At 56.9% G+C, this 10,994-nt stretch carries 16 protein-coding genes and 1 other RNA gene; 8 read left to right on the top strand and 9 right to left on the bottom strand.

Annotation, left to right across the window (positions count from 1 at the left end; genetic code table 11):
* Nucleotides 1–182 (top strand): hypothetical protein (locus tag R5H23_RS12515; RefSeq protein ID WP_317215607.1); only part of this gene is annotated, 182 nt, incomplete at its 5' end.
* A gap of 103 nt (nt 183–285) precedes the next feature.
* Here R5H23_RS12515 and R5H23_RS12510 read toward each other — a convergent pair.
* From R5H23_RS12510 to R5H23_RS12490, 5 genes are all read right to left on the bottom strand, one after another.
* Nucleotides 286–1,101: a TIGR00282 family metallophosphoesterase gene (locus R5H23_RS12510; RefSeq protein ID WP_046901312.1), complete on the bottom strand. Its 816-nt coding sequence runs from the start codon at nt 1,099–1,101 to the stop codon at nt 286–288.
* 3 nt (nt 1,102–1,104) lie between these two features.
* The gene (locus tag R5H23_RS12505) at nt 1,105–1,629 is read right to left on the bottom strand and encodes a 5-formyltetrahydrofolate cyclo-ligase (RefSeq protein ID WP_317215606.1); all 525 of its coding nucleotides are present in this window, start codon (nt 1,627–1,629) and stop codon (nt 1,105–1,107) included.
* Nucleotides 1,630–1,672: 43 nt separating this feature from the next.
* Nucleotides 1,673–1,829, bottom strand: a non-coding RNA gene (ssrS, locus tag R5H23_RS12500) — 6S RNA.
* 47 nt (nt 1,830–1,876) lie between these two features.
* Nucleotides 1,877–2,221, bottom strand: coding sequence for a cell division protein ZapA (locus tag R5H23_RS12495; RefSeq protein WP_046901310.1), 345 nt, complete (start codon nt 2,219–2,221; stop codon nt 1,877–1,879).
* Between the two features lie 3 nt (nt 2,222–2,224).
* A complete protein-coding gene (locus tag R5H23_RS12490) occupies nt 2,225–2,440 on the bottom strand; it encodes a hypothetical protein (RefSeq protein WP_086634867.1) in 216 nt (71 codons plus the stop codon).
* Between the two features lie 158 nt (nt 2,441–2,598).
* Between R5H23_RS12490 and R5H23_RS12485 the strand changes: the two genes are divergently transcribed.
* The gene (locus R5H23_RS12485) at nt 2,599–2,889 is read left to right on the top strand and encodes a hypothetical protein (RefSeq protein WP_317215604.1); all 291 of its coding nucleotides are present in this window, start codon (nt 2,599–2,601) and stop codon (nt 2,887–2,889) included.
* Between the two features lie 32 nt (nt 2,890–2,921).
* On the top strand, nt 2,922–3,500 hold the full coding sequence (locus R5H23_RS12480) for a thiamine phosphate synthase (protein ID WP_264649327.1): 579 nt from the start codon (nt 2,922–2,924) through the stop codon (nt 3,498–3,500).
* A 24-nt stretch (nt 3,501–3,524) separates the two neighbouring features.
* Here R5H23_RS12480 and R5H23_RS12475 read toward each other — a convergent pair whose 3' ends face one another.
* The 3 genes from R5H23_RS12475 to epmA form a co-directional block, all read right to left on the bottom strand.
* Entirely contained in the window at nt 3,525–4,256 is a 732-nt protein-coding gene (locus R5H23_RS12475; protein WP_317215603.1) for a fasciclin domain-containing protein, read from the bottom strand.
* A 57-nt stretch (nt 4,257–4,313) separates the two neighbouring features.
* Nucleotides 4,314–4,736 carry a hypothetical protein gene (locus R5H23_RS12470; protein ID WP_046902037.1) on the bottom strand — a complete coding sequence of 141 codons (423 nt, stop codon included), beginning with the start codon at nt 4,734–4,736 and terminating at the stop codon, nt 4,314–4,316.
* A gap of 107 nt (nt 4,737–4,843) precedes the next feature.
* Nucleotides 4,844–5,839, bottom strand: a complete 996-nt coding sequence (epmA, locus tag R5H23_RS12465) for an EF-P lysine aminoacylase EpmA (RefSeq protein WP_317215602.1) — start codon at nt 5,837–5,839, stop codon at nt 4,844–4,846.
* Nucleotides 5,840–5,891: 52 nt separating this feature from the next.
* Here epmA and R5H23_RS12460 point away from each other — a divergent pair, with 52 nt between their 5' ends.
* On the top strand, nt 5,892–6,941 hold the full coding sequence (locus tag R5H23_RS12460) for a lysine-2,3-aminomutase-like protein (RefSeq protein ID WP_317215601.1): 1,050 nt from the start codon (nt 5,892–5,894) through the stop codon (nt 6,939–6,941).
* A gap of 159 nt (nt 6,942–7,100) precedes the next feature.
* Here R5H23_RS12460 and R5H23_RS12455 read toward each other — a convergent pair whose 3' ends face one another.
* Nucleotides 7,101–7,415, bottom strand: coding sequence for a carboxymuconolactone decarboxylase family protein (locus tag R5H23_RS12455; RefSeq protein ID WP_046901305.1), 315 nt, complete (start codon nt 7,413–7,415; stop codon nt 7,101–7,103).
* A 216-nt stretch (nt 7,416–7,631) separates the two neighbouring features.
* Between R5H23_RS12455 and efp the strand changes: the two genes are divergently transcribed.
* The 4 genes from efp to R5H23_RS12435 are packed head-to-tail and all read left to right on the top strand — an operon-like array spanning nt 7,632 to nt 10,992.
* A complete protein-coding gene (efp, locus tag R5H23_RS12450) occupies nt 7,632–8,198 on the top strand; it encodes an elongation factor P (protein WP_046901304.1) in 567 nt (188 codons plus the stop codon).
* A 2-nt stretch (nt 8,199–8,200) separates the two neighbouring features.
* Nucleotides 8,201–9,028, top strand: coding sequence for an inositol monophosphatase family protein (locus R5H23_RS12445; protein WP_064274968.1), 828 nt, complete (start codon nt 8,201–8,203; stop codon nt 9,026–9,028).
* 60 nt (nt 9,029–9,088) lie between these two features.
* Complete coding sequence (locus R5H23_RS12440) at nt 9,089–9,826, top strand: OmpA family protein (RefSeq protein ID WP_317215600.1); 738 nt, start codon at nt 9,089–9,091, stop codon at nt 9,824–9,826.
* A gap of 17 nt (nt 9,827–9,843) precedes the next feature.
* The gene (locus R5H23_RS12435; protein WP_046901302.1) at nt 9,844–10,992 is read left to right on the top strand and encodes a hypothetical protein; all 1,149 of its coding nucleotides are present in this window, start codon (nt 9,844–9,846) and stop codon (nt 10,990–10,992) included.
* Nucleotides 10,993–10,994: the final 2 nt, after the last annotated feature.

Raw genomic sequence — 10,994 nt, 5'->3', positions numbered from 1 at the left:
GCACCAAAACGCCGCCAACATATCCCTTCCAATTCCATATTCAATTTTCAAAGATCATCATCTCAAACCGTCCCGGCCAGACCCTCGAAGAAGGCCCCGCCGCGTCGGTGAACGGGCTTATACGGCCCACACCCATCACTGTCAAACAATCATCATACTACACTTATCCACAAGAAAAATGACTGTAAATTGGGGAAAATGCGAGAAATCCACACTTTCCACCCTTTTAGCCCCCAGAAAAAACTTTCATTTTCTGCATTTTTCTTCTGAAATCTTTGTCCCGCGTCAGAAATCCGGCCAGTTCGGCGCCAGATGCCCTCCCATCCTTAAAGGAGCGACGCGGACAGCCAGACCTGTGGCGTCGTTTGTCTCGACCATCAGACCGCAAACTGTCGCCTCGCCTTCTGCTGGCTGAGGGCGCTCCCCTGGGATTTTACGGATCAGTCGATGAAGGGACGCCTCCTTCCCCATGCCAATGACACTGTCATAGTCACCACACATGCCGGCATCCGTCTGATAGGCCGTGCCTTTGGGAAGAATACGATGGTCTGCCGTCGGCACATGCGTATGTGTTCCAACAACCAGCGACACCCGCCCGTCGAAGAACTGACCAAAGCCCATCTTCTCACTGGTCGCTTCCGCGTGAATGTCTACGACAATTGCATTCACGGTCACGCCAAGCCGATGACGGGACAGCAGTTCACCAACGACCCGAAAGGGATCATCCAGCGGGTCCATGAAAATTCGACCCATGACATTAACCACCAGAGCGCGGCGACCACGCTCCAGATCTATAATGTAGCTCCCCTGCCCCGGCGTCCCTGCGGGATAGTTAATGGGGCGCACGATATTAGGCATCTGACTGATGTGGCTCACCATATCGCGCCTGTCCCAGGCGTGGTTGCCCAATGTGATGACATCTACACCGGCAGAGAACAGGCTTCTCGCGATATCAGGGGAAAGGCCATAACCATGTGAAGCGTTCTCCGCATTCACGACAACCAGATCCAAAGAGAGCTTTTTACGCCACTCCGGCAAGTTGTCGGTTATTGCTTCACGTCCACTCCGACCTACAACGTCGCCCAGAAACAGCAGTCTCAACAGTCAGCCTTCCAAATTATAAGGCCTCGTCTGAATCGTCTCTTTTTCAGTGACGACAACAGAGAGGGGAATATCGTACGGCCCAACGGGAATGCTTTTCATTTCCTGAAAGGCAAAACCGAAGCCAATTGCGGGCACATTCAGCTGCGCCAGGGTGCGGTCATAATAACCGCCCCCATAGCCCAAGCGAAAACCGTTCCGGTCAAACGCCAGGAAAGGAACAAGAACAAGATCAGGAACAAGGATGGGGCCATCAGGATGAGATGTCCCAAAGCGACCTGCCAGCATGGGCGTCTTTTCGCTCCACTCCCGAAAAACGAGAGGCGTTCCCTTTGGCGTCGTCTCAGGCAACGCAACGCGTTGCCCATCACGAGCCAGCCGGGAACACAAAGGTCGAAGATCAATTTCTCCCGGCAGAGGCCAAACTGCCGCTACGCTCGGAGCATCATAAGTCTGAACGGTTTTGAAAATCCGTTCCAGAAGGTCCGCTTCTGCATGCGCTGGCGCATTTCTGCGCTTCTCAGCCATGAGGTCGCGGAGTTCTTTTTTTTGCTGATCGATGGAAGAAATCTGTGGAGCCGCCAAAGCCGTTGGTCTTTTCAGCCCTCCTAGACCTGCAAGTGCAGGTGGGCACCGGTTAACGTGACCAGGGCCACGACAGAGCCAGTTCCCGTAGGAATGCTTATCGGCCCGGGGGTTGATTTGCCTGACGCACCAGGCAGCTCCGAACTACATATTAGACACTGCGGAAAGATATTCAACGGGAACCCGTCGATTACCCTTCCTTTTCGAGTGTCTCAGCCAAACCCTCAACCTGCTGCGTCAAATGTGCGAGCCTCGCCTGGCGGGATTCCGCGATACGCAAGGCCGCTTTGGCTTCTTCAACAGTCGCCAGCATATCATCCGGAATCGGGCGGCGCTTCAGCTCGAAAATTTCGTCTGCCATCAAGAGCGCAGCCATCATAAGTGTCTTGGACTCGCTGGCGGCCCCACCAAGGGTCCTCGCCCGCTGAAGCCAGCTCTCAACCTGGCGTGCCATGGAATAAAGATGGTGTTCTTCTCCATCCTGGCAGCCAACACTGTAAACATACCCGTTCAGACGAATGGAAACCTGCCCCATGGCTCATTCTCCCTTTCGTTCAAGAATTCCGCGGATACGCACACATAAAGCATCGATGTTTGCGGCAATCTCTGGCAGGTCGGGAGCTGAACGCGCCTCGCGCTCACGCTCTTCCCGCATTCGGGCCTGCTGCTCCATCGCAGTGGCAATTCGTCCCACCGCTTCCTCAAGACGATCAATAGTCCTATCGTCCTGCAGAGATCCTGTCTGCTCGCTCAAAACGCGCTCTTTCCGTTCATGCCATCACTATGCCGAATACTATGACCGACACATCTCATCCTAGACTACCTGCTCAGGAAAGACCCGAACCCTTCATCAGGTCAAGCGCTGCACCTTCTCTGATGCTGCCAGTTTTCAGTATTTCTTCTTACCCTGAAATGACCAGACTTAGAGCACAGCACTCTCAGCCCTTTCTGGCACTCTCCCCTGACGGCGCAGGAAACAGCTTCGGAATTCCCTGGTGGCTGGATGTGGTGCAGGAGCAGAAAGCTTTTTCCATTCTGGATTGTGGCGCCTCCGCAGCTTTGGCGCGCATGGCACTCCTGGCGGGGATTGGATGGGTTGTTTGCCAAGCGTCTCAGCAGCAAATGAGAGCTTTGAAGTCAGACAAACTCCATGAAACGAGAGTCCTTGCGGGCCGCCCTTCCCCTACTCCACGGCGACGCTAGCCCGCCGCGCGTGAATCTGCGAAACTCTGCACATGATACCTTGCGATCTTTATCCCGTTCTGCCCGCTACATTCGAAACAGCCGCAATGCTTGATGCATTGCCGGGGCTACTCGCACGCCCCGAGGTCACTGCACTGCGTTTTCCAACAGCCCACAACCTCGAGAAAAAGCAGCTTTCCAAATTCGTGAGTCTGCTTCACGAGAATGACGTCGCTCTGATGCTGGATGTGGCGGATGTAACGGTTTCTATCTCGCCAGATCTTTTAAAGGTGGCTGATGGTATCCACGCGCCGTCACCAGACAATCTGCCTGCCCTGCGCAAAATAGCAGGAGAAAATATTCAGATTGGATGCTTCTGCCAAAGCCGGGACGAAGCGATGCAGGCCGGAGAAAGCGGCGCGGACTACATCGCCTTCCCTTCAGAACATGCAGACATGATTAAGTGGTGGACGTCCGTAATGGAACTTCCTGCCGTGGCCGAAAACATTGTATCGGCCGAAGCTGCACTGACCGCCAGAGATTCTGCTGCTGACTTCCTTGCCATCCCTCTAAAGCTGGATGGCAGTGATCAGGACATTGTCATCCAGCTGATAAGCGCACTCAGCACCTAAAAAAGTGGCGCGCTTTTCTTTGATTCAGTGAGAAACAGGAAGCAGCGCGTCCCGCATGAAATACAGAACACCATTGGACTGCGGCAGCGAATGGCTCCACAGATGAGCCACCTGCCCGGCGGGATTATTCAGGAAAATTTCGCCTGTCCGCGCGTCAATATGCACGCTGATGATATCCCCATACAGCGTCTTAAGACCGATACCCTGACCATGGTTTCTGGCGATGGCCTTGCGAATGGCTTTTTCGTCCCATTTTCCTGATGCGATCGTATAGCCCAGAATATGGGTCAACTGACCCTTCATCGCAGGGGCCATCAGCCCGCCAGGCCAGCGGGCCGAAAGCTTTTCCATAGCCTCATTTGGAATGGCGAAAACAGTATAAGGGCCCGGTCCCGTGATCCAGGGCACCAGACCAACATGCCGGATCGCAGCCGTATAGTCGGCCAGTTCCACGGACGCAGCGATATTTTCGTCCAGTGGACGATCATCATACGACGGGGATGCAGGCCGGTGATAAGCGACCGGCGTGCTCGGCTCGTTATTCTTGGGCTTTTCGAACGCATCGGCGACAGTGTCAGGCATGTAAGACATGGACGTCTTTGCCTTTGTCTCGAAACTGTCCTGATAATTATGCGACCAGTCCGTCCCATGACATCCTGCCAGAGCTAACCCCAGCAGGGCCACTGCGCCCGAACGAAGACCCGAGAACCGGGTCCAAGCGCCGGGGGCAGAGGAAAAACCGAATCGCACATGCATGTCTGGTCACACCGTCTTAATAAACAGGACGCAGAACCATAGACGAGGAAACCGGGTTCAGCACCCGTCCCCGCGCATGGTCCATCCCACGACGTGACCGCTTACCAGTTCAAACGTCGTCTGACAGCTTGTGTTGTAATAGGTCGCGGGGAAACCGCCACCCCAGCCGCCGCCGTAGCCACCATAGCCGGGTCCACCCCAGCCACCGCCCCAACCGCCGCCCCAGCCACCATAGCCGCCGCCCCAGCCGCCCCAACCCCAGCCGCCGCCACCGGAATACTGGGTCTGGTTGTCGATATAGGCGAGGAACGAGTGACCTTCTGCCTGGTAGTCTTTCGTCGGGACGCCAAACTGGCGAATGACGTCCACTTCAGACTTCCCGACCATCGAATCGAGAACCTTGCGCTGCTGCAGGGTAGGAACCTCACAGGCGGAAAGAGCCAGAAGAGCGACGACGGAAAGCAGCTTTGCCTTTTTCATTTTCTTTGTCCCCGGCTGTGTGACCAGCACAGATATGTTTCTTCGTGAGACGTTCTAGCCCGTTTGGAGATAGAAACGGATTAAAAGTCCTGCAAGTTTCAAAACGGCTATGCCAACCACAAAATGTCACGGATTGCAGGCGCCCCCGTCGCAAGCATGACGAGGCGGTCAAACCCCAGCGCAATACCAGAACATGATGGCATATCTGGCAATGCCGTCAAAAAAGCTTCATCAAGCGGCCAGTCCTGATCGGGCGAAATGTCGAGTCTTCGTTGCCGATCTGTAGCGAAACGTTCGCGCTGCTCTACAGGATCCGTCAATTCTTCGAACGCGTTCGCCAGCTCGATCCCACCAATATACAGTTCAAACCGCAAGGCTGCCCTCGCGTCCGACGGATCTTTGCGGGCAAGAGCCGCCTGCTCTGCAGGCCAGTGCGTCAGGAAAGTGGGTCTTTCACGCCCAATCACCGGCTCAATACGCTCCAAAAGCAGCCGAAAAAAGAGATCTTCCCAGGTCTCACCGTTTCTGAGCACCGCGCCCGCCTGTGTCGCCAGAGCTTCTGCATTCCCGGCTGTCGCCAGAAGGTCTGCACCTACATATCGTGCAAAAGCATCCTGCATTGTCAGACGTTCGAACGGTACAGACAGGGGAATTAGTCTTCCGTCCCTATAGACCTGTTCCGGCAAAAGAGCCCTGACGTAAGACTCCGTCTCATCCATCAGGCCGGCAAGATCAGCTTCAGGCGCATACCATTCCAGCATCGTGAATTCCGGAACATGCGTGGAGCTACTTTCTCCATTGCGCCAGACCCGGGCGAGCTGGAAGATCGGTAGCCCCGTGGCCGCTACAATTCGTTTCATCGCAAATTCGGGACTGGTATGCAGGAACCGTGCTTCACGGCCTCCATCAGGCTGCTCTAGTTCTGTCCGGAAGCAGCGAAGATGCACTTCTTCCCCCGGAACCGGAACCGCGTAAGGCGTTTCGACATCCAGATAACCACGATCATCGAAAAATTTTCGCGTAGCCTGCACCATCGCAGCCCGGCGCCTGAGCAACGGCAGGCGTTCAGCAATCCGGTCATGATCGGATGAGGAATGGGTCATAAGGGAAGAGTTCCTGTTGCAACACACAGCCAGCCAGCGTTAGAGCCACCACATGCACGATATGGTCAAGACAACGAACAAGCGGCATGTGCTGCGCACACCATCTGATCTCATTCAGGCAGGTCTAGCTCCGGAAGCCGACAGAGCGACCCTTGATGCTGTCAGCAGCCACTTTGCGACAGCTATTCCACCTGCGTTTCAGGCACTGATTGAAACCTCAGACGACCCTATCGGAAAGCAGGTCATCCCTGACATCCGGGAACTGACCACGCAGCCCTATGAAACCGTTGATCCGATTGGGGATGATGCGCTGTCCCCCGTCAAAGGGATCGTACATCGTTACGAAGACCGCGCGCTTCTGAAGCCCCTGTTGATCTGTCCACTTTACTGCCGTTTCTGTTTCCGACGGGAGCATGTTGGCCCCGATGGTGGCCTTCTGACGGATAAAGAGCTTGAAACTGCGCTTGACTGGGTTCGGGCGCATCCCGCCATCCGCGAAATCATCCTGACGGGCGGTGACCCTCTAATGCTCGCGCCACGCCGACTGAAACATATCGTTCAGTCCCTCTCGGCGATTCCGCATATCGAGACCATCCGTATTCATTCCCGTGTTCCCGTAGCAGACCCGGCCCGCATTACACCGGACCTGTTGGATGCCATGGAAACAGATCGCGCCATGTGGCTCGTTGCGCACATCAATCACGCGCGGGAAATGACAGACGAGGCCCGCAAGGCAGTTCGCGCCATTCTTTCGCGCGCCATTCCGGTTCTGTCCCAGTCTGTTCTTTTAAGGGGGGTGAACGATACGGAAGCCTCTCTAGAGGCGCTTTTGCGCGCGCTCGTGACGGCACGCATCAAGCCCTATTACCTGCATCACCTCGACGCCGCACCGGGAACCAGTCACTTTCAGGTTCCCGTTGAAGAAGGTCGTGCTTTGCTGGGCCGCCTTCGTGGACGCGTCACAGGCCTGGCATGGCCGACATATGTTCTCGACATTCCCCACGGCAAAGGGAAAGTCCCACTGGGGCCGGATTACCTGTTGCCTGGCGAAAAGGGCAAAGTCCGTACACCTCAAGGAGAAATTGCGGATTTTGAAGGTTAAGGCCTATCGCTCAGGTCATCGGAATGCTGGCCTGATTCAGCCTTCAACTCTAACCACCTAAACTGCGGACAAGCTTGCTCAACACGATAGAGCATTGCCCAATGACGAACTTTGGAGCTGCTTACCCAAAGAACTGGTACGCAGCCCCGAGCCCCTGCTTTACCCTTCCGTCTTCGGAAACAGATGCGTCGCATGCGTGACGGCGCCACCCGCACGGATAGCCGCTGCCACCAGAGCAATCTCTGAAAGCTGAGCGTCTGTTGCCCCTGCCTCACGCGCAGCCTTGGCATGAAGTTCGATGCAATACGGGCACTGCGTGGTCAGCGCGACAGCAACCGCAGCGAGCTGCTTGGTCAGTGCGCTGACAGTTCCGTCTTCAAATGCAGCGCGATCAAACTGCCAGAAAGCGTCCATCCCCTTGCTGGCGTTCGCTTCGAGATGGGAAATACGGGAAAGATTTTTCATGTCGTACATGAGAGCAAGCCCCTGAGTTATCCGTCCCCGCCTGCACGACAGGGCCATTGCGAGCATGAACCCCTCTCACTTTTCCTCCAAGAGCGACATCCTTCACACTTTCCTGAGTTATTCGGCCCACTCCGGCCGCCTTGCGCCTTGCCGAAATCCCCTTCACGGCGCTAGAAGCCCACAAGACGTGATAAGAAACCCACTATTGCAGGGTCAGGACAACACATGAAGCAACAAGCCAACCTTATCCGCGCCGGTCAGGTCATCGAGCACGATGGCCGTCGCTGGACGGTTCTCAAGCAGCAGATCATCACCCCGGGTAAGGGTGGCGCGTTTATTCAGGTTGAAATGCGTGACCTGAAGACGGGCAACAAAACGAACGAGCGCTGGCGCACCGCAGACACCGTTGAGCGCCTGATCACGGAAGACAAGGACTTCACCTATTCCTACATGGACGGTGAAAACATCGTTCTGATGGACCCGGAAACATTCGAGCAGGTTATCCTGCCAACCGATATCCTGGGTGACCAGCTTCCGTTCCTGCAGGACAACATGGAACTGAGCGTCAAGCTTGTGGAAGGCGACGCCGTTGGCGTGACCCTGCCGCCGCATGTCACGCTCGAAATCACCGAAGCGGACCCGGTCGTGAAAGGCCAGACGGCCTCATCGTCCTACAAGCCAGCCATGCTCGCCAATGGCGTTAAGACCATGGTTCCTCCTTTCATTGAAGCTGGCGAGCGCATCGTTGTCCGTACGGATGATGCGTCCTACGTCGAGCGCGCCAAGGACTGATCATGCGTCTTTCCCCGCACATGGCCGTCATGCAGAACGCAGCGCAGAAGGCCGCACGCCGCCTGCTCCGCGATTTTGCAGAGGTCGAGCAGCTTCAGGTCAGCATCAAGGGTCCGGGAGACTTCGTGTCCCAGGCCGACCTGCGTGCAGAAACCATCATCCGCGAAGAACTCGCCCGCGCACGTCCAGGCTATGCCTTCCTCATGGAAGAATCAGGCCCCTCGGGCGGGGATAACTGGACGTGGCGCTGGATTGTCGATCCGCTGGACGGCACGACGAACTTCCTGCACGGCATTCCGCACTGGGCCATTTCCATTGGCCTTCAGCGTCGCCTGCCGGATGGTACGGTCGAACTGGTCTCCGGGCTGGTTTACAATCCTGCTGCCAACGAAATGTTCTGGGCTGAGAAAGGCATCGGCGCATTCCTGAACGAGCGCCGCCTGCGCGTTTCCGCACGACGGAACATGCAGGAAGCCGTGTTCGCCACAGGTATTCCGTTCGCAAAGGTCCCCAGCAGCAAACGCCTGCCCTTCGCACGCGTTCTGGGTGCTCTCATGCCGCAGGTTGCAGGCATCCGCCGCTTCGGCGCCGCTGCCCTTGATCTCGCATGGGTCGCAGCTGGCCGTTACGAAGGTTACTGGGAATTCGGCATCAAGCCATGGGACTGCGCAGCGGGCCTGCTGATCGTTCGGGAAGCTGGTGGCCACGCCACTGATCCGGACGGACAGGAGCTTCATGACCTCGACGACGACGTCAATGTTGTTGCCGGAAATGCCCAGCTTCATGGCACTCTGCGCGGTATCGTGCATGAGGCTTTGAACCGGGAGTAAGCAGAAGTCTCTCCTGCCCCATTGCGGGAGGATGGAACGCTCGGTTAGGATCGGTCCCCTATGTACAGGCCGATCCTAACCTCCCTCTCAGTGGCGGCCCTTCTGGCCTGCCTTCAGCCTTCTGGGGCGCATGCCCAGGTCACCAGCAATCTGGATGATCTTCCCAGTGGCAAACCGACTGCCGTTGCAAAACCTGCAGTCCCTTCCCAAACCACGCATCGAGCCGCAGCGACGCCTTCTCCATCGCGGAGTACGGCTCCGCACAGCGCCTCTGCACCTACAGGTACAGGCAAAACGACGGTCCCTGCCGTCCCCGCTACACCGCCACCACCTGTTGTGCTGCCTCCGCCTTTCGTCCCCATTCAGACGCATGCGCCCGCTCCACCGGTTGATATCAAGGCCGTTGCTGATGCGAAGAGCAGCACGACAGCTCTGCCAGAGGGTGGACTGCGCGTGATTTTCGCGCCGTCGAGTTCAGATCTCACCGATGAGAGCCTCAAAGCCCTTACGGCCTATGGCGCCTCGCTCAAGGATCAGCCTGAAAAACGTATCATCCTGACAGCCTATGCCACTGTGCCAGGTGATGACATTTCAATGCCAAGGCGCATTTCCCTTGCACGAGCACTGGCTGTACGCTCCATTTTCATCAATGCTGGCGTTGCAACCACGCGTCTGTATCCCCGCGCCATGGGACGTCCGGACAAGGGCGATGTCAATCCGGCTGACCGTCTCGATATCGTCACTGAGCAAAATCCGCCGCCCTCCGATTCCGCAACCCCGGCAAACGGCACGCCATAAGCCAGGAAAGACCCGCCGTGACCCGTCCCACCACCTTCCTTCTGCGTATGGGCGTCTTTCTCGCCGCCGTTGCGCTTCTCGCAGCGTCTATGGCCAAGACGCTCCTGAACGCCTTCAATGCCAACCCGAAGCTGGATGCCGTCATTCTGGGCGTTCTGATTTTGGGAATTATCTGGAACCTGCGCGTTGTCCAGCGGCTCATGCCGGAAGTTCGCTGGGTGGAAATGCTCCGCCAGCCCCGCGCAGGGCTTGCAGCTCCAAACCCGCCCAAACTGCTCGCCCCAATGGCGAGCATGCTGGCCGCACGCAGTCGCACGGACCGTCTGACCCTCTCGACCCAGACCACGCAGGCCATGCTGGACAGTCTCTCGTCCCGATTGGATGAGAGCCGCGAAATTTCGCGTTATATGACGCAGTTGCTGATTTTCCTGGGACTTCTCGGCACGTTCTACGGTCTGCTTCTGACCGTGAGTTCCATTGCCTCTGTTATCGGTGGAATGTCAGCGGGTAACGGCGATCTGGACGCCATGTTCAACCAACTCAAGACGGGTCTTGCCGGTCCATTGGCTGGCATGTCGACCGCATTCTCGGGCTCCATGTTCGGCTTGGCAGGAGCGCTGGTTCTTGGCTTCCTGGATCTGACAGCTGGTCAGGCACAAAGCCGCTTCTTCAATGAGCTGGAAGAATGGCTTGCGGGCGTTACCCGCGTCAGCGGCGGCACAAGCATTGAGAGCGACGGGGCTCCGATCCCAGCCTATGTGCAGGCACTTCTCGAACAGACAGCGGAAAATCTTGAAACGCTTCAGAATGCCGTTTCCCGCAGTGAAGAAGCCCGCGTGCGGGAGGTTCAGTTACTGGATAGCCTACAGGAACGTCTGCGCGGCATGACTGAACTCCTGAAAGCCAATCAGCAGATTATGACCCGGACGGCTGAGACGAATGCAGCCCTCGTTCCACTCCTTCGCCAGATGGGTGAAGAGGGCCAACCGGGCTCGCAAGGCACGCCGCTTCTTCGGATTGAGAGCCATCTTTCCCGTCTCGTTGAAGAACTGCATCAGGGTCGCGCCCAAACCGTCGGTGAAATTCGCAATGACCTGCGCGTTCTCGCGCGGACCATCGCTGCGGCCTCTGGCACCACAAACGGCACTTCCAGCAGGCAGGACTGACC

The organism is Gluconobacter sp. GP1, from assembly GCF_032913585.1.
GTDB lineage: Bacteria > Pseudomonadota > Alphaproteobacteria > Acetobacterales > Acetobacteraceae > Gluconobacter > Gluconobacter cerinus.
Note: the sequence above shows the minus strand (reverse complement) of the source record. Positions and strands in the feature narration are given on the sequence as shown.

Excerpts from the sequence above, each read along its gene's own strand:
- R5H23_RS12485 (WP_317215604.1), top strand. The coding sequence starts at position 2,599 with ATGACCAGACTTAGAGCACAGCACTCTCAGCCCTTTCTGGCACTCTCC.
- R5H23_RS12505 (WP_317215606.1), bottom strand. The coding sequence starts at position 1,629 with ATGGCTGAGAAGCGCAGAAATGCGCCAGCGCATGCAGAAGCGGACCTT.
- R5H23_RS12455 (WP_046901305.1), bottom strand. The coding sequence starts at position 7,415 with ATGTACGACATGAAAAATCTTTCCCGTATTTCCCATCTCGAAGCGAAC.
- R5H23_RS12460 (WP_317215601.1), top strand. The coding sequence starts at position 5,892 with ATGCACGATATGGTCAAGACAACGAACAAGCGGCATGTGCTGCGCACA.
- R5H23_RS12445 (WP_064274968.1), top strand. The coding sequence starts at position 8,201 with ATGCGTCTTTCCCCGCACATGGCCGTCATGCAGAACGCAGCGCAGAAG.
- epmA (WP_317215602.1), bottom strand. The coding sequence starts at position 5,839 with ATGACCCATTCCTCATCCGATCATGACCGGATTGCTGAACGCCTGCCG.
- R5H23_RS12495 (WP_046901310.1), bottom strand. The coding sequence starts at position 2,221 with ATGGGGCAGGTTTCCATTCGTCTGAACGGGTATGTTTACAGTGTTGGC.
- R5H23_RS12475 (WP_317215603.1), bottom strand. The coding sequence starts at position 4,256 with ATGCATGTGCGATTCGGTTTTTCCTCTGCCCCCGGCGCTTGGACCCGG.
- R5H23_RS12440 (WP_317215600.1), top strand. The coding sequence starts at position 9,089 with ATGTACAGGCCGATCCTAACCTCCCTCTCAGTGGCGGCCCTTCTGGCC.
- efp (WP_046901304.1), top strand. The coding sequence starts at position 7,632 with ATGAAGCAACAAGCCAACCTTATCCGCGCCGGTCAGGTCATCGAGCAC.
- R5H23_RS12470 (WP_046902037.1), bottom strand. The coding sequence starts at position 4,736 with ATGAAAAAGGCAAAGCTGCTTTCCGTCGTCGCTCTTCTGGCTCTTTCC.
- R5H23_RS12480 (WP_264649327.1), top strand. The coding sequence starts at position 2,922 with ATGATACCTTGCGATCTTTATCCCGTTCTGCCCGCTACATTCGAAACA.